The 16468-nt window shown below is 58.5% G+C and carries 15 protein-coding genes; 14 read left to right on the top strand and 1 reads right to left on the bottom strand.

Annotation, left to right across the window (positions count from 1 at the left end):
- Positions 1–176 precede the first annotated feature (176 nt).
- The 13 genes from PKE98_RS04075 (at position 177) to PKE98_RS04015 (ending at position 14069) form a co-directional block, all read left to right on the top strand.
- Positions 177–1703, top strand: a complete 1527-nt coding sequence (locus PKE98_RS04075; protein ID WP_271194008.1) for a B12-binding domain-containing radical SAM protein — start codon at positions 177–179, stop codon at positions 1701–1703.
- Positions 1704–1706: 3 nt separating this feature from the next.
- Positions 1707–2699, top strand: coding sequence for a GHMP family kinase ATP-binding protein (locus tag PKE98_RS04070; RefSeq protein WP_271194007.1), 993 nt, complete (start codon positions 1707–1709; stop codon positions 2697–2699).
- A gap of 2 nt (positions 2700–2701) precedes the next feature.
- The gene (locus PKE98_RS04065; protein ID WP_271194006.1) at positions 2702–3655 is read left to right on the top strand and encodes a GDP-L-fucose synthase family protein; all 954 of its coding nucleotides are present in this window, start codon (positions 2702–2704) and stop codon (positions 3653–3655) included.
- Entirely contained in the window at positions 3624–4481 is an 858-nt protein-coding gene (locus PKE98_RS04060; RefSeq protein ID WP_271194005.1) for a transketolase, read from the top strand. Before PKE98_RS04065 ends, PKE98_RS04060 begins: the two co-directional genes overlap by 32 nt.
- Positions 4478–5458, top strand: coding sequence for a transketolase family protein (locus tag PKE98_RS04055; RefSeq protein WP_271194004.1), 981 nt, complete (start codon positions 4478–4480; stop codon positions 5456–5458). Before PKE98_RS04060 ends, PKE98_RS04055 begins: the two co-directional genes overlap by 4 nt.
- A 36-nt stretch (positions 5459–5494) precedes the next feature.
- Complete coding sequence (locus tag PKE98_RS04050) at positions 5495–6664, top strand: DegT/DnrJ/EryC1/StrS family aminotransferase (RefSeq protein ID WP_271194003.1); 1170 nt, start codon at positions 5495–5497, stop codon at positions 6662–6664.
- Positions 6665–6667: 3 nt separating this feature from the next.
- Positions 6668–7384 carry a sugar phosphate nucleotidyltransferase gene (locus PKE98_RS04045; RefSeq protein ID WP_271194002.1) on the top strand — a complete coding sequence of 239 codons (717 nt, stop codon included), beginning with the start codon at positions 6668–6670 and terminating at the stop codon, positions 7382–7384.
- 24 nt (positions 7385–7408) lie between these two features.
- The gene (locus PKE98_RS04040) at positions 7409–8347 is read left to right on the top strand and encodes an NAD-dependent epimerase/dehydratase family protein (RefSeq protein WP_271194001.1); all 939 of its coding nucleotides are present in this window, start codon (positions 7409–7411) and stop codon (positions 8345–8347) included.
- Positions 8348–8382: 35 nt separating this feature from the next.
- Positions 8383–9192, top strand: a complete 810-nt coding sequence (locus PKE98_RS04035; RefSeq protein ID WP_271194000.1) for an ABC transporter permease — start codon at positions 8383–8385, stop codon at positions 9190–9192.
- A gap of 5 nt (positions 9193–9197) precedes the next feature.
- On the top strand, positions 9198–10484 hold the full coding sequence (locus PKE98_RS04030) for an ABC transporter ATP-binding protein (RefSeq protein ID WP_271193999.1): 1287 nt from the start codon (positions 9198–9200) through the stop codon (positions 10482–10484).
- A gap of 232 nt (positions 10485–10716) precedes the next feature.
- Entirely contained in the window at positions 10717–12171 is a 1455-nt protein-coding gene (locus tag PKE98_RS04025; RefSeq protein WP_271193998.1) for a hypothetical protein, read from the top strand.
- On the top strand, positions 12158–13159 hold the full coding sequence (locus PKE98_RS04020) for a hypothetical protein (RefSeq protein ID WP_271193997.1): 1002 nt from the start codon (positions 12158–12160) through the stop codon (positions 13157–13159). Before PKE98_RS04025 ends, PKE98_RS04020 begins: the two co-directional genes overlap by 14 nt.
- A complete protein-coding gene (locus PKE98_RS04015; protein ID WP_271193996.1) occupies positions 13149–14069 on the top strand; it encodes a glycosyltransferase family 2 protein in 921 nt (306 codons plus the stop codon). Before PKE98_RS04020 ends, PKE98_RS04015 begins: the two co-directional genes overlap by 11 nt.
- 177 nt (positions 14070–14246) lie before the next feature.
- On the opposite strand, the gene PKE98_RS04010 is transcribed toward PKE98_RS04015, so the two are convergent.
- Positions 14247–15266: an AraC family transcriptional regulator gene (locus tag PKE98_RS04010; protein WP_271193995.1), complete on the bottom strand. Its 1020-nt coding sequence runs from the start codon at positions 15264–15266 to the stop codon at positions 14247–14249.
- 248 nt (positions 15267–15514) lie between these two features.
- Between PKE98_RS04010 and PKE98_RS04005 the strand changes: the two genes are divergently transcribed.
- Positions 15515–16351, top strand: coding sequence for a metal-dependent hydrolase (locus PKE98_RS04005; RefSeq protein WP_271193994.1), 837 nt, complete (start codon positions 15515–15517; stop codon positions 16349–16351).
- The last annotated feature ends 117 nt before the right edge of the window (positions 16352–16468 follow it).

The raw sequence follows: 16468 nt of genomic DNA, 5'->3' as shown, positions 1-16468 counted from the left end.
CCTCCCCTTGGTTAACGCTTTCCCCAGATGGAGTTGCGTGATGAACCGCAGTCACTTGCGAACCACCGTTACATACGCCACAGCCAGCAACAGATGGCATCACCTCGCGCCGTCTACAACCGCGGTTACTCCGCTACGTTCCGGCACTGGTCGAAACGTCAAAGGAAACTAGCGCCATGGACGTGTTGTTCGTTACACCTGACTCTTCCGCAAAATCCTACCAGGGGCTGGCCAACCTCTACTCGGCTATCGAACCACCTACATGGTCGTTGCTCTTGGCAGAGTCGTGCCGAAGCCAGGGTTTCAGTGTGGCAATTCTTGATTGCGACGCCGAAAGACTGACATTGGAACAAGCGGTTCTGCGCATAGAAGCCCATCAGGCGCGCCTTGTGGTTTTCGTGATGTACGGGCAAAACCCCAACTCCGGCACCACCAGCATGGCTGGCGCCGTGACGCTGGCCACCGCCCTCAAAGAGCAATCACCGTTATTCAAAGTGTGCTTTGTAGGCTCCCACGTGAGTGCCCTGCCGCGTGAAGTTCTGGCATTACCTTGCGTTGATCTGGTGCTATTGAACGAGGGGGTCTACGCACTGCATACCCTGCTGCATAGCGACCTGCACAACGACCTGCCGTCAATCAAAGGCATCGGTTACAAGCAGTCCGGGCCGCTGGACGTTGCCAACGCCACGCTTAATCCACCCGAGCGTCTGGTGCCTCAGGCACGCATGGACATCGACATGCCCGGCTACGCCTGGGACCTGCTGCCTTATAAACAAAAACCGCTCGACCTCTATCGCGCTCACTTCTGGCACGCCGGATTCGACCACGCCAACCGCACACCATTTGCTGCCATCTACACCTCCCTGGGCTGCAACTTCGGCTGCAACTTTTGCATGATCAATATCGTTAACCGCACGGACAACGGCGAGCACGTCGACGCCGCCAGCTTCCGCGGCATGCGTTTCTGGAGCCCTGCATGGGTTATGCGGGAAATGGAAAAGCTGGCCAAGCTCGGTGTGCGCACGCTGCGTATCAGCGACGAGATGTTCTTTCTGAACCAGAAGTTCTACAAGCCGATTCTTGAGCAAGTCATCGAGCGCAACTTCAACTTCAATATGTGGACCTATTCGCGTGTCGACACCGTTCGCCGCGACGCATTGGCGCTGTTCAAAAGCGCCGGGGTCAATTGGCTGGCACTGGGCGTTGAGGCGGGCAACCAGACAGTTCGCCAGGAGGTATCCAAAGGCACGTTCAAAGAGGTCAACATCCGCAATGTCTGCGACAACATTCGCGATAGCGGAATAAACGTCATCAGCAACTTTATCTTCGGCTTTCCCGAAGACACGCTGCACACCATGCAGCAAACCCTCGAGCTGGCGCTCGAACTCAATTGCGAAATGACCAACATGTACCCCTGCCAGGCACTTCCCGGCAGCCCCATGCATCGCATCGCCCGCGCACAAGGCTGGGCCCTACCGTCCAGCTATGAGGGTTACGGGTTCCTGTCCTACGAATGCGCGCCACTACCTACCAAGTATCTGTCGGCACAACAGGTGTTGAGGTTTCGTGATGAGGCCTGGCAACGCTACTTCACCAATCCTGCATACCTGAATCTGGTGGAGCGAAAATTCGGTGTAACCCAGCGCCACAACATCGAAGCGATGACCCGCATAAAACTGCAGCGCAAGCTGTTGGGGGACTGACCGATGATTGTGACCCGCACGCCGTATCGCATTTCGTTCTTTGGCGGAGGCACCGATTATCCCGACTGGTTTCGCCAGGAAGGTGGCATGGTGATTTCCACCTCCATCGACAAATACTGCTACATCAACTGTCGCCATTTACCGCCGTTTTTTGACCATAAACATCGCATCGTTTATTCGGTCATCGAGAACGTCACCCACCCGAGCGAGATCCAGCACCCATCGGTCCGTGAAGTGTTGCGTTATATGGATTGTGATCGGGGCCTGGAAATCCATCACGACGGTGATTTGCCAGCGCGCTCGGGGCTGGGTTCCAGTTCATCGTTCACCGTCGGTTTATTGCACGCCCTCAACGCACTGGGTGGTTCGCAGATCTCGCAAGACGCTCTCGCCAGGCAAGCCATCCACATTGAGCAGAACCTTATCAAGGAGAGTGTTGGCTCCCAGGATCAGATCGCCGCTGCGTACGGCGGCTTCAATCAAATCGCCTTTCATTGCAGTGGCGAATTCAGTGTGACTCCCATCATTTTGCCCGAGGCTCGTTCGAAGGAACTGCAAAGCCATCTCATGTTGTTTTTTACCGGTTTCTCACGCATTGCCTCAGAAATCGCCCAAAGCCAAATACAGAACATTTCAGCGCGCCATAGCGAACTCAGTCAGATGATGCAGATGGCCAACGAGGCGTTATCGATTCTTCAGGCAACTGGCTCCCTCGGTGATTTCGGCACCTTGCTGCACGAAGGCTGGTGCCTGAAAAAGAGTCTGTCAAAGCGGATCAGCAACCCTGCCCTGGACCACATCTACGAAACCGCCCGAGCAGCGGGAGCCATCGGCGGAAAACTGCTAGGCGCCGGTGGCGGCGGTTTCATGCTTTTTTTCGTCGAACCGCAACTGCAAGCCCGTGTTCTCGAAAGCCTTAAAGATCTAATCCATGTGCCCTTCCAGTTCGAAAACTCCGGAAGCCGTGTGGTCCTTTACCAGCCCAACGGGTTCTGAATATGGCCAAGCCTCTTACCAAGCATTCGCGGCTATTTATAGCCGGCCATACCGGCATGATCGGCTCGGCGTTTGTTCGGCACTTTACTGCTGCCGGCTTTGGCCAATTGATCTTGCGTAGCCACCAGGAACTGGAGCTCACGGACAAAGCTGCAGTGGCTGCGTTTTTCGCCGAGCAACGTCCCGATGGCGTCATTCTCGCGGCTGGGAAGGTGGCCGGAATCGTCGAAAACGTAAACAGCCCTGCCGACCTCATCACCCGCAACCTGGAAATTCAGACCAACGTCATCCAGAACGCACATCTTTATGCGGTTCAGCGCCTATTGTTCTTTGGCTCTTCGTGCATGTACCCCCGCGACTGTCCGCAACCCATGGCAGAGCAGGCCCTGTTAAGTGGCAAGCCGGAAATAACCAGCATGGCGTACGCCATGGCGAAACTGGCCGGTGTGCAAATGTGCCTGGCCTATAACCAGCAGTACGGCGAGCAACGCTTTATTCCGTTGATACCCAATAGCGTCTACGGGCCTAACGACAACTTCGACCCGGAATCTGGGCATGTACTGGCAGCGCTGATCAATCGCTTTCATTTCGCGCGGAAGAATGGCGTACCAGTCACCACGCTGTGGGGCAGCGGAAACCCGCGACGTGAGTTCCTCTATGCGGATGATCTGGCCGCCGCCGGCCATGTACTCCTTACCGCCGACCTTTGTGCCACCGAATTACCCATCAACATCGGGGGCGGCCAGGACCTGCACATTCGCGAGCTGGCCCAACTGATCGCTCAGGTTGTGGGTTATCGCGGCGCAACCGCCTGGAACACCCGCAAACCCGATGGCGCCCCGCGCAAGCTACTTGATAGCTCGCGTATGCACATTCTTGGCTGGCGCCCGACCACCTCCCTGCAAGCCGGCATCGGCCAAACCTATGCGTCATTTCTGGAGAGTCGCCATGCATGAATACGATCCGGCGCTGGCCGAGCGGCTGCGGGAAAAAGCTGATTGGGTGTGGCAAGAGACCTTGAGAATCCACCAGCGCGCGCCAGAAACTCGGGTAGCGTCGTCGCTATCACCGGTCGAAATATTCGTCACCTTGTACTACGGCGGTTTCCTGCGCCAGAACCCGGCCGATCCCCGATGGCACGAGCGTGACCGCTGCATTATCAGCAAAGGACATGGTTCGCTGTGCATGTATCCGATTCTCGCGGACCTGGGTTATTTCCCGGCGTCCGAACTTGAGCGTGTATGCCTTGAGGGTAGTTTTCTGGGCGCCATTCCCGACCCGGTAATTCCCGGATACGAGACCATCAATGGCTCATTGGGCCATGGCATCGGCGTAGGGGCCGGCATGGCATTGGCACTCAAACGACGTGCGATGGATCAGAAGGTATACGTGGTTTGTGGAGACGGTGAGCTGCATGAAGGCGCCAATTGGGAGGCGTTTATGTTCGCCGCCCAGCACCAGTTGGATAACCTCATCGTGCTGGTCGACAACAACCAAATCTGCATGCTCGGCGCTACCGACAGCATCGTTTCACACCGCGATCTACGCGCCAAACTTACGGCTTTTGGCTGGCAGGTTCAGGTAGTGGACCAGGGCCACTCCTGTGAGTGCATCGCCCAGGCCTTGGCTACGAGCCAGCGCGCAAACAACGGCGTGCCGCAAGCCGTCATATTCAATACCCGCAAAGGCAATGGGGTACCGGGCCTGGAAAACGCGCCGTTGAGCCATGTGACACCAATCGCGCCAAACGTGCTGGCGCAATTGCTGGAGGCAAAACGATGAAGGCGCTGCCAGAACCGCTGAAGGCCCGCCGGGCAATGCGCGACACGCTGCTCGCAGCAATTCTCACGGCCATGGAAGATGGCGATGTGTTCTTCGTTACGGCTGATTTCGGCTCGCCCGTGCTGGACTTGATTCGTGAGCGCTATCCCCAGCGCTTTATCAACGTAGGTATCGCAGAACAAAATCTGATCAACGTGTCCGCTGGCCTGGCCCTTGAAGGATTCAAAGTTTTTGCCTATGCCATCGCCCCCTTTATCACCATGCGCTGCTTTGAGCAGATCCGCGTGAATCTTGCCCTGCTCTCGTCGGTTCGCCCCATGAATGTCAGCCTGATAGGCGTCGGTGCGGGCTACAGCTACGTTGTTTCCGGGCCGACCCATCAGTGTTACGAAGACCTTACGCTGATGCGCAGCCTGCCAAACATGCAGGTCTTTTCGCCGGCAGATCAGATCACCGCTGAACTCTTGGCCAGGGCGTGTCTGACACGGCCGGGAATCAAGTACCTGCGCCTGGATGCACAGGTCGTCCGACCGCTTTACGAGCCTGAACTGCACAACCTCAACGACGGTTTCAAAGTGCACGGCAACAGCCATGAGCTGTGCCTAGTCGCCACCGGCTTTATGACCCACACCGCGCTCAAGGCAGCAGCCCACTTGGCCAAGCTCGGCTTGAACTTGAGTGTCATCGATCTGTTCGACCTCACCCACTTTGACACCAATGCGCTGCTCGAACACCTGCGGACAGCCCGACGCATCGTCTCCCTGGAAGAGGGGTTTCAAGGCTGTGGCGGCCTGGATTCCCTGCTGTTCAATCTACTGTCCCGGCATGCCGTTACCGCACCATTCCTGAATATCGGCGTAGCCCCGCACTACCGCTTCGAACTGGGGGATCGCCAGACGCTGCACGAACAAGTGGGCATTGGGCTGCATACCGTCATCGAAAAAATCCAGCGCTTTTGTCCAGCCCTTCCATCTTGATTGTCCAATCGCCCGCGTAATGGAGCTTCCCCGACCATGAAATACCCGCTAATGCGCAACAACCTGCTACGTGAGGACCTCGATGCGGTTATCGAGCATCTGCGTCAGGACGACCCAAAGTTGACTCACGGGGAACACGTGCGCGCTTTCGAGAAAGAGTGGTCGCAGTGGCTAGGGGTGAAGTACAGCGTCTTCGTCAATTCTGGTGCTTCGGCAAACCTGCTGACAATGGCAGTACTCAAGCTGCGCTACCCCGAGGGCGGCGAAGTGATAGTGCCGTCGTTGACCTGGGTATCCGATATCGCCAGTGTGCTGCAAAACGGTTTTACCCCGGTCTTCACTGACACCGACCCACGCACCCTCGGCATGGCCTCGGCGGATATCCTCAGCAAGCTGAACGAGCGCACCCGCGCTGTTTTTCTTACCCATGTGCAGGGCTTTGACGGCATCGACGATGAGGTGATGAGCGAGCTGGAGCGACGCGGCATTGCCCTGATCGAAGATGTTTGCGAGTCCCATGGCGCCGAACATGATGGGCGACGGCTAGGCAGCCTGGGCTGGATCTCCAATTTTTCGTTTTACTACGCCCACCACATGAGCACCATCGAAGGTGGAATGATCTGCACCAACGACCCACTGGTGTATCAGCAAGCGCGAATGTTGCGTTCCCACGGCATGGTGCGCGAAGCGGATGACCCTCGATTTCGCGCCGACTACCAGGCCCAATACCCACAACTGAACCCGGATTTCATCTTCGCCTTCCCGGCATTCAACACACGCAACACGGAAATCGGCGGAATTTTGGGGCGCATGCAACTCAAGCGGCTGAACGCCAATGTCGAGCGGCGCACTGAAAACCTGCTGCATTTTCTCAGCCGCATAGACCCACAGCTCTACCGCACCGACTTCAAGCTGCAAGGCTCCAGCAACTACGCATTCAACCTGATTTTGCGCCAGGCCGATGACGCCCTGGCAGAACGACTTATGGCGCGCATGAAAGCCGCCGGCATCGAGTTTCGCCGGGGCAGTGCCGGTGGCGGCAATCAGCTGCGCCAGCCGTATCTGAAGAACGTCGTGCCAGCGAACTACCACCAACAGTTTCCACAGACCGAGCACATTCATTTCTACGGCTTTTATATCGGCAATTTCCCGGATCTGCACGTCGAGGAAATCGACGAACTCTGCCACGTCCTCAATGACCTCTGACGTATGACTATCACCACCGCGATCATCCTCGCCGGCGGGCTGGGCACGCGCCTGCGCAGCGTAGTAGCAGACCGCCCAAAACCCATGGCGCTCATTCACGGACGGCCCTTTCTGGAGTGGCTGATGGATTACTGGATAGATCAAGGCATCCGGCGCTTTATCCTGTCGGTGGGTTACCAACATTTGGCCATCACCGAGCACTTCGGTAGCCGCTATCGGCTCGCTCGGCTCAGCTACGCCATCGAGCCCGAGCGCCTGGGAACAGGCGGCGGCTTGCTGCTGGCGGCACGCCAGCTGAACGATGAAGACGCTTTTTTAGTGCTCAATGGCGACACCTTTTTCGCCGTCGACCTACCGGCCCTGGACCATTTTTCCCGCACCCACGCCGCAGACTGGAGTCTGGCGCTGTTTCGCGCCGGGCAAGCCGATCGCTATATGGGCGTCACGCTCAATACACAGGAGCGCATCGTTGCCCTTGCCTCGCGCAAAAGCTCGGAAGGCTACCTGGCCAACGGCGGTGTGTATTGGGTGCGCACCACCAGTTTGGCCAAGTTTCCCTCGCACACGGAACAAGCCCTGTCGCTGGAAGACGAGTTGTTGCCTGCCTTACTAGACAGCAGCACGACGCTCGCCGGCTTTGTCGCCCAAGGCACGTTCATCGATATCGGTGTGCCTGAGGATTACGCGAAAGCCAAACAACTTCTGCTCCCTTTCCCATAACCGTCAATTGAAAAGGTACAACTGATGGGCCACAACATTCTCGTCACCGGCGGCGCCGGCTACCTGGGTTCCACCCTGGTGCCCAGCCTGTTGCAAGCCGGCCATCACGTCACGGTGCTGGATAATTTTCTGTTCAAGCAAGCCAGCCTGAACCATGTCTGCCATGCGCCAAATTTCACCGTTGTAAAAGGTGATATTCGTCTGGCCAGTGTTATGAAACCACTGCTGGCCAAGGCCGATGTGATCATTCCGCTTGCCGCCCTGGTAGGCGCGCCGATGTGCAATGCCGACCCCATAGGCGCCTCCAGCGTCAACCACGACGCCATCGCCTTGATGCTCGGGCTGCTGTCACCCGAACAGCGGGTGTTGATGCCGACGACCAACAGCGCCTATGGCACCGGTGACGCCAACAACTTCTGCAGTGAGCAATCGCCGTTACGGCCAATTTCCCAGTACGCCAAGGAAAAGGTCAAAGTCGAATACATGCTTATGCAGCGCGAAAATGTCATCAGCTTACGCCTGGCCACGGTGTTCGGCATGTCACCGCGCATGCGCACCGACCTCTTGGTCAACGACTTTGTCTACCGCGCCGTTCACGACCGTTTCGTCGTGCTGTTCGAAAGCTCGTTCAAACGCAACTACATCCATGTGCGCGATGTCGCTCGCGTGTTCCTGCATGGCCTGGCAAATTTTTCCAGCATGAGTGGGCAGATCTACAACGTGGGCCTGTCGGACGCCAATATCTCCAAGCGCGAACTGTGCGAGCGCATCCAAGCGCAAATCCCCGACTTTGTGTTCCTTGAAGCACCCGTGGGCAAAGACCAGGACCAGCGTAACTACGTGGTCTCCAACGCCAAGCTCGAAGCTACAGGCTACCGTCCGAGCATGTCGTTGGATGACGGCATCCAAGAGCTGATCAAGGGTTTCACCATGATCAAGAACAGTGCCTACGGCAATGTCTAAAGAGCTGCGGCCCTGGGTCGGCAAGGAGCTTTGGTTTGCCCGGTAAGTTTACGACAGGCCAACTCTTGCGCACCGTCAGTCGCCATCGGGCGTTGGTGCTGGCCCTGGCCATGCGCGACCTGCAAGCCCGCTATGTGGGAACGCTGGGGGGCCTACTCTGGGCGCTGGCGCACCCTCTGGCAGTAGTGGTGGTTTTTTACTTGGTATTCGCCGTCGGTTTCCGTTCTCAGGGGCCCGCCGACACGCCCTTTATTTTGTGGTTCGTAGCAGGTCTAGTGCCGTGGTTTTTTTTCAGCGACGCCTTGCAGGCTATTACCTTCTCGGTGACACGCAACAGCCACCTGGTAAAAAAAACCATATTTCCCACCGAAATTCTGCCGCTGGTGCACCTGGTGTCCGGCTTGATTCCCCATGTTTTTTTTCTCGCAGTGCTTACCGCGCTAATGCTGTTTTTCCACGTGCCGCTGCTGGCCGAACGCTTGCTGTTTCTCTACTTCCTGCTGTGCATGGGCGTGCTGTTGCTCGGCTTGGGCTGGCTGTTGGCCGCGCTGCAGGTTTTCTATCGAGATATCGGCCAGGCGCTGACCATTGTCCTCAACCTGTGGTTCTGGAGCACACCGATTGTCTGGTCCGCCGAAATCATGCCGCCCTCCATTGCCAGCTGGCTGGTTTACAACCCGATGTTCTACATCGTCAACGGCTATCGAGACACCTTGATCGCCCAGACCGTGACTTGGCCACCCCTGGACCAGACCCTGGTGTTTTGGGCCGGCAATTTATTGCTGCTCGGGCTTGGCTGTTTAATTTTTCACCGGTTGAAACCGGAATTTGCGGACGCCCTTTAATCGCCATGTCGACCGATACCGTTATTACCGTTCACCGGGTGGCGAAGAAATTCAAACTGTTCTCGTCTGCCCGCGAGCGACTTTTCGAAAGCCTGCACCCGCTGCGCAAGCGCTACCACAAAGCGTTCTGGGCGCTGCACGATGTTTCGCTGGAAGTGAGTAAGGGCGAAATCATTGCGGTGCTAGGCCGCAACGGATCGGGCAAATCCACGTTGCTGCAAATTATCTGTCAGATCATGCAGGCGACCCGCGGCGCAGTGGTCGTAAAGGGCAAGATTTCGGCGTTGTTGGAGTTGGGCGCGGGTTTCAACCCGGAGTTCACCGGACGTGAGAACGTGATTCTCAACGGCTCCATCATGGGTTTCAGCCGTGCCGAGATGCACGCGCGAATGGCCGACATCGAGCGATTTGCAGAAATTGGCGAGCATTTCGATCAACCGGTAAAAACCTATTCATCGGGAATGTTTGTGCGCGTGGCGTTTGCCGCCGCTATTCATGTGGACCCGGAAATTCTGATTCTGGACGAAGCGCTGAGTGTGGGCGATGCCCGCTTTCAGCACCGCTGTTTTCAGCGCATTCGCGAGCTTGTCGACCAAGGCAAAACCATTCTGTTCGTGTCGCACAGCGCGGATACCGTTCTGCGCTTGTGTCAGCGCGGCGTGGTAATTGAACAGGGCCGGGTAAGTTTTGACGGCCCCATTGTCGCGGCGGTCAATCACTACCAGCACTTGCTGGCAGGCGGCGCGCCGCAGGCCGAGCCCGATAATGCCGCGCCGGTCGCCCTGGCGCCGCGCGGCATTTCGGCGCTGGAAAATGCCGATCAGGTTTGCCGCCAGCCGTTCTACAACAACCATGAAACCCGCCTAGGCAATGGCACGGTACAAATCATCGATATCTCGATAAGCGTCGATGGTAGGCCATTGTCGTCGCCCATCCGCACAGGCCAGCGGGTGGAGTTGCTGTTATCGATGCGCTTCAACGAAACACTCGCGGGCGTGTCGGCGGGCTTTGCCATCGTCACGCTCGACGGCACTTATGTATTTGGCACCAACCTCCTGATGCGCCAGGCACTGCTGCTGTCAGCGCAAGCTGGCGAACACCGTCAAGTGCGGTTTTCCTTTTGCGCGGGCCTGATCGGAGCGGATTATTTTCTCGATCTGGGCTGCAACCAGATAACCGCTCAGGACGACCTTTTTCTCGACGTCAGACGCTCCGTGCTGACCCTTCGGTTTGCCGACACCCCAGGTATAACCGGGATCGCCGACCTGCAAGTTCAGCATGAAATTCTGTAAGCGTGTACTGCCCAAATTTGCCGTGGCCCTTCCCTGGAACCTGCCCTACTACATAGCCTGGGGCGGCTGCGACTCGCTGTACAAGGGGTTAGTCGACCCAGCATGCGCAGGCATCACGATCAACGCGTGGGATCACCCAGCCGTGCAGCAACAGCTGAAGACGTGTGCACGCACACGGAAACGGCTGCTGGCCGAATTATCTCGCCCGCGCGTACCGCAAGCAGGTGGCCCGTTGAATACGCTGACGGCTGAAGAACAGCTGCTAACCCGGCTGCTACCCGGCGATATCGAGTTTTTTCACTCGGTGCCTTTGCCCAGCATGACCCGCCCTTTCTGGTTGCATATCGAGTCGCTGCGCTCACTTTTTTCGCCCTGGCTTCACACTGGTGTCGCGGCTGAAGAGCACCTGAGGGTTATTCGCCAGCATTACCAAGAGGTGCTGAGTCATCCTTGGTGCCTGGGCGTTTCCTCCCATCGGCCCGAAACCCTCCTGGCACTGGAGGAATTTGTCGATCACCGCGCTATCTCATCGCGTCTGGTCCACCTGCCATTGCCCCTGCCCGAGTGGAAGCAGATCGATGCTCAACCGCACCCCGTAAAACCACCGCTCTCCTGCCCCCGGTTGCTCTTTACCGTTAGCGAAAACCACGACGCAGATTTCTTCACCTGCGGAGGCCACCGCGTGCTGCGTGCCTGGCAAGCACTGTGCACCGCTGGCCAGCCAGGCATTCTCACCATGGCCTGCGAGCGACCCAGCGCCCAGGCGCTGGAGGCGGCGGGTGTAGACAGCCAAGCAGTGGCACAGCAGACGGGCCGGAGCCTCATCTGGATAAGGGCCTCGCGCTCTGAACTCGATGCGTTGATGGCGAATTCGCACCTGTTTGTGCAACCAGCTGATGTGCTGTGCACGTCCGATATCCTGCGGGGATTGCGCAGAGGTTGCGTTCCCTTGATCGCTGCCGTCGAGGGCAGTGCCACGCTGTTGCAAAACAACCACCTGGGCTTGGCCGTAGGTAGTGAGCGGCAATCGGCGCCTTGGTTGTGGCCGGCGCGCAGCGCACACGATGACGAGCAGATCGTTATCCAGCTGAGCCAACAGATTCCTAGGCTACTGACCGAGTCGGTGTACAGCGCCAAGCAAGCGGCGGCCCAAGAGTGGGCCGCAACCGAACCGGGCGCCGGGGCATCGGCCGCCTCGGTATGGAGCCACATACATCAACGCTATAGGGAAGCCCGGCTGCCTGCACACTCTGCGGCTACCGGCCCGCTGCGGCGCTGCGTTCTGACCGACGCGGCGCTATGTCGGGCCTTTGATGGCAATGCCCAGGCGCAGCTGCAGATCAACACCGGCCAGCGCAGCGTATGGTCCCTGGGCGGTTACTACGTGATGGCTGAAAACCGTAACGATGCGGTCGCGCCACAATGGTCGCTGCTTTCGCCTTACACCCAGGCCGACACCCAGCCGTTGGTATTTGCCCATAACCTCGTCGATCTACAGGGCATCTATCTGCCAGCGAGCGCCACCGCCAGGCAGTCCTTGCTGGTTGCGGCGCTGTCGCACCTGTTGCTGGGGTTTCCGCGTTTACACAGCTATTGCGCCAACTGGTTACGGCGTTACCGGCGCCTGCACCAGCGCCTGAATGCCGCGCGCAGCAAAAAGCAGGGTGGCACGCATGGAGCGCCTTGACTGCAAGCCGGGTATCCATATCTGGGTGTTCAATCATGCCTATTTCGGCATCAGCGATCAGGTCGACTTCCTGACGCTGGCACTGCAGCAACAAGGCTATAGCGTCAGCGTTGGCAACCAGCCCCGTGCCGAGCGGCTGAACATCGTCATCGAGAACTTCTCCGAGCGCTCGCGCGACACGTTGATGGCCTTCTGCAAGGCGCATGGAAAGCGCGTTGCAGTGGTGATGACCGAGCACCTCGACTTCGTCGACGAGCAGATTCGTATCCACGGCGAACCGCTGTGGAGCAACAACGACTATATGCATCCGGCCACTCAGGTGGCACGTATTCGCCACCTGTTCGAATGCCTGCCTTATATCTGCAGTTTTCTGGTGTTAGGTGACCTTCCCGAGCTGCTGAACATCCATCGTCTAGTGCCAGGCGTAGCGGTACGCACCATCAACTTTCCAAACCTTGCGTTCGAGCCCGGCACCACGCAGCACATCGACCAAGATTTACTCTTCACCGGCGTGGTCACCCAGTACCGGGGCGAGATCCTGGAGTTGCTGCGCCTCGAAGGATTTGCGCTCGCCTGCCCAGGGCAATTTCTGCCGCATGAGCAGCGCGACACCCTCAATCGCTCGGCGCGCCTGGTGCTCAACATTCCCCAGCGTGTGGATTGGCCATGGCTGTCGCTGATGCGCGTTATTCCTGCCCTGCGGGTTGGCCGCGTGACGGTGTCGCTCGGCACGGCAGACACCTCACAAATTGCCTCTTGCTGTTTGCAGTTAGACCTGAGTGCGCAGGACTGGCTGGAGCAGTTGCGCCACCACATTGCCAACGCCGTGCCGCTGTATGGGCGCATGCACGCCAACTACCAGGCCATGGCGCAGGCCTTCGCACGCCAATGGCCTTTTCCCCATGACATGTTCATAGGCTGGCAGATGACCGATCAGGTGCCTTTATTGCCGGCTGAGCAGCCTCAGGAGTTCACCGATGGACGTTAATCCCGCCCCTTCCACAGCCACAGCAAACCCGGCGCTTATCTCCCTGCTACTGCCGACACGTGGCCGCCCGGAATTAGCCGAGCGTTTTTTCGCCAGCGTGGTAAAAACCGCCGAGCACCTGGCGGCCATCGAAGTCATTCTTTACGTCGACGAAGACGACCCCGGCAGCCACCAACTGGACGGAGGTGCGTTGCACACCGTGCGCATCATTGGCCCCAACCGATCGATGGGCGCCTACAACACCGCGTGCTACCGCGCCTGCCGTGGCGAAATAGTGGTACTGGTCAACGACGACATGGTGATGGGCACCCCAGGCTGGGACCAAGCACTACGCAACCTGCACGACCGCTATGCCGACCGCATTTACCTCGCCTATGGCAACGACCTGCTGAAAAAGCGCGGCTTGGCCACGTTTCCGATACTGGCGCGCAGCACCTGCGAGCTTCTGGTCGACCCTTACCCAGAAACCTATGCAGGAGCCTTTATCGACGTACACCTGTTCGATATTTTCAAGCGCGTACAGCAAGCCGGCTTCGAGCGCATCGTCTATCTGCCAGACGTGATCTTCGAGCACCTGCACTACCGAACCGGCAAGGCCAGCTACGACGCCACCTACAGCAAACGTGGGCGGTTCCAGGATGACCCGGCATTCATTCAACTGGCAGACAACCGGCGTGAGGCTGCTGGCCGTGTCGTCGCGGCACTTCAGGGCCTGGCGCCGCCCACCGATGCATTGCCGCCGGCCCTGGGCGCAGTACCCGCCACCAATCGCAGTGCAGTGTGGTTTTACTTCAACGCTATCGCGTTGGACCGGCAACTGCCGCTGCGGTGGCGCGCGCGCCTGTGGCTGTGGTTCTCCCTGCGACACTCAGCAGCTAACGGCTGGTTGAAACCCTTTGTCAAAGGTTGAGGGGGGGCCGGCCAGGGCCGGGTTTCACCCCTGTACCGCCATTCCCTATAAAAATGGCAAAACGTTAAACGCCACCGCCCCAACCTTTTATGCGCCAGGTGTCTGCGGCAGGCTAAGCAGTTGGCACATCAGCAGCAGTTTTGGCGGCGGCTTTGGCGCTGGTGACTGGACCGCAAGTTACTCCTCCTCCCGATAATCACTCGGCAACTTTCCCGTCCACTTCTTGAACGCCCGGCGAAAATTCGACGCATCGCTAAACCCCAGCAAATACGCGATCTCATACAGCGGCAGCTGCGTGGTGTTCAGGTATTGCAGCGCCAGCCGTTTGCGCACGTCGTCCAGCACCTGCTGATAACTGGTGCCCATGGCTGACAAATGCCGACGCAAGCTGCGCCCGCTGGTGTGCAGCGCCTTGGCGGCGCTACTGAGGTCCGGAAAGTCGCCGGGGCGCGCTAGCAGCAAGCGGCGCACGCGGGTGAGCAAGGCGTCTTGTACGTCCAGGCTGGCCAGCAGCGCTTCGCATTGCTGCTCGCACATCTGCACCGTCGCCGGGTTGGCCAGGGCCATGGGGCGTTGCAGGTAGTGTTGGGGAATGCTGATGCGGTGGTACGGCTGGTCGAACAGCACGCGCGGGCCGAATACCTCTTGGTAGCGCTCGGCATAGAGCGGCGCCGGGTAGGCGAAGCCCACTTCTATGCCGTGCATTTTTTCGCCGAGTAAGAACTGCGCAATGCTGTGCAGGCTGCACATCAAGCCTTCCGCGGCAAAGCGGCCAAGCGCACCCAACGGCATCGATTCGCTGGCGCGCAGTTCCGAGCGTTCGCCGTCTTCGCGTCGTTCCAGTTCATACGCCAAACCCAGCACGCGGTAGTACTTGAGGGCGAATTGAATGGCTTTGTCGAGAGTGGCGCTGGAGAGCACGGCGTAACCCAGAATGCCGTGGGTGGACACGTTCAGACGCTGGCCCAGCAGCAACCCCAGGGCCGGTTCGTCGCATAGGGTCAGCGCGGCACTGGCGAGCAGGTTGAAGTCGATAAATGACAGCCGGCCATTGGGGCTTTCCAGCACCTGGGGTTTTATCCGAGCGGCCTGCAGCAGGTCTTCGCGCGCCACGCCCAGCTCGGCAGCCAGGTCGATCAAGGCGCTGGCGTAGGCAATGGGTACCAGCTCGGCAGCGAAATTCATGGACTGCTTCATCGTGACTAAGCTTCATCGTTGTTGTTGTTGTTGTTGTTGTTTTAGGCCCGCATGGCCACAAATGACGTGCGGCCCATGGATAGTCAGGCGTGCATAGCCGCCGCACCACTCCTAAAGGTTTGGAAATATACCGGCGGCGGCCGTGATGGCCATAAATGACTGCCACATTGGCAGCTATCAACCTGTGCGCGCTTGCCCGTCCCGCCCATAGTGACAACCATGGTTAAGCAACGACTCAGGGAGTCAGCATGGTCAGCACCACACCCGAAGGACTGCAGATTCGCCCACGCCATCTGGATTTCGATCTGCCCAATCCACTGCCCCGCCATTGGCACAGCGGCGATGCCTTCAAGACTCACTTGTTCGATGCCATGTCGGTGTTGTTTCCCGATGGCGAGCGCTTCTTTATCGACTCGGTGCGCCACTTCCGCGACCAGATCACCGACCCGGCGCTGAAGGAGCAGATCCGCGGCTTTATCGGCCAGGAAGGTCACCACAGCCGCGAGCACCTGGAATACAGCAACCGCCTGCGTGAGCTGGGGTACAACATCACCCGCATCGAAAAACGCGCCCAGGCCCGTATTCGCTATACGCAGAAAAAGTTTTCGCCGCAGCGCCAGTTGGCTGCCACGGCGGCACTGGAACATATCACCGCGATCATGGCTGACGGGCTGCTACGCGAGCCGCGTCACCTGGAAGGCGCGCACCCTGAACTCATCCGCCTGTGGCGCTGGCACGCCCTTGAAGAAACCGAGCACAAAGCGGTGGCCTTCGACGTGTACAACCAGGTGTGTGGCAGCCGCAAACTGCTGCGCCGGGCAATGATGATGGGTACGTTCTTCTTTGTGTTCGACACCTTTCGCGGCCTGACCCATATGCTCAAGCAGGACGGCCTGCTGTGGAACTGGCGCGTGTGGCGTGACGGCATCACCTGGATGTGGGGCAAGAACGGCGTGTTCCGCCCGCTGATCAAAACCTACCTGGATTTTTTCAAGGATGGTTTTCATCCGTGGCAGCACAACAACATTGATTTGCTGCACAGCACGCGGGATGAGTTTGATGCGCCGTTGGCGCAGACGGCGTGATGCATGTGAGATGAAAATGGCCCTTCGGGGCCATTTTTTGTTGGAGCGGCGGCGCCTGCAACCCTCTCCCACAGGAGAGGGGGCCGACGGATGTACGCCGCTAGTCCGCGACTTAGC

The organism is Pseudomonas turukhanskensis, assembly GCF_027922365.1.
Lineage (GTDB): Bacteria > Pseudomonadota > Gammaproteobacteria > Pseudomonadales > Pseudomonadaceae > Aquipseudomonas > Aquipseudomonas turukhanskensis.
This window is presented reverse-complemented; position numbering and strand designations above follow the sequence as displayed.

What these genes read in the sequence shown, in the direction of transcription:
- PKE98_RS04060 (WP_271194005.1), top strand. Translation starts at nt 3,624, where the DNA reads ATGCGTCATTTCTGGAGAGTCGCCATGCATGAATACGATCCGGCGCTG.
- PKE98_RS04010 (WP_271193995.1), bottom strand. Translation starts at nt 15,266, where the DNA reads ATGAAGCAGTCCATGAATTTCGCTGCCGAGCTGGTACCCATTGCCTAC.
- PKE98_RS04020 (WP_271193997.1), top strand. Translation starts at nt 12,158, where the DNA reads ATGGAGCGCCTTGACTGCAAGCCGGGTATCCATATCTGGGTGTTCAAT.
- PKE98_RS04045 (WP_271194002.1), top strand. Translation starts at nt 6,668, where the DNA reads ATGACTATCACCACCGCGATCATCCTCGCCGGCGGGCTGGGCACGCGC.
- PKE98_RS04075 (WP_271194008.1), top strand. Translation starts at nt 177, where the DNA reads ATGGACGTGTTGTTCGTTACACCTGACTCTTCCGCAAAATCCTACCAG.
- PKE98_RS04065 (WP_271194006.1), top strand. Translation starts at nt 2,702, where the DNA reads ATGGCCAAGCCTCTTACCAAGCATTCGCGGCTATTTATAGCCGGCCAT.
- PKE98_RS04030 (WP_271193999.1), top strand. Translation starts at nt 9,198, where the DNA reads ATGTCGACCGATACCGTTATTACCGTTCACCGGGTGGCGAAGAAATTC.
- PKE98_RS04005 (WP_271193994.1), top strand. Translation starts at nt 15,515, where the DNA reads ATGGTCAGCACCACACCCGAAGGACTGCAGATTCGCCCACGCCATCTG.
- PKE98_RS04050 (WP_271194003.1), top strand. Translation starts at nt 5,495, where the DNA reads ATGAAATACCCGCTAATGCGCAACAACCTGCTACGTGAGGACCTCGAT.
- PKE98_RS04040 (WP_271194001.1), top strand. Translation starts at nt 7,409, where the DNA reads ATGGGCCACAACATTCTCGTCACCGGCGGCGCCGGCTACCTGGGTTCC.
- PKE98_RS04055 (WP_271194004.1), top strand. Translation starts at nt 4,478, where the DNA reads ATGAAGGCGCTGCCAGAACCGCTGAAGGCCCGCCGGGCAATGCGCGAC.
- PKE98_RS04015 (WP_271193996.1), top strand. Translation starts at nt 13,149, where the DNA reads ATGGACGTTAATCCCGCCCCTTCCACAGCCACAGCAAACCCGGCGCTT.
- PKE98_RS04070 (WP_271194007.1), top strand. Translation starts at nt 1,707, where the DNA reads ATGATTGTGACCCGCACGCCGTATCGCATTTCGTTCTTTGGCGGAGGC.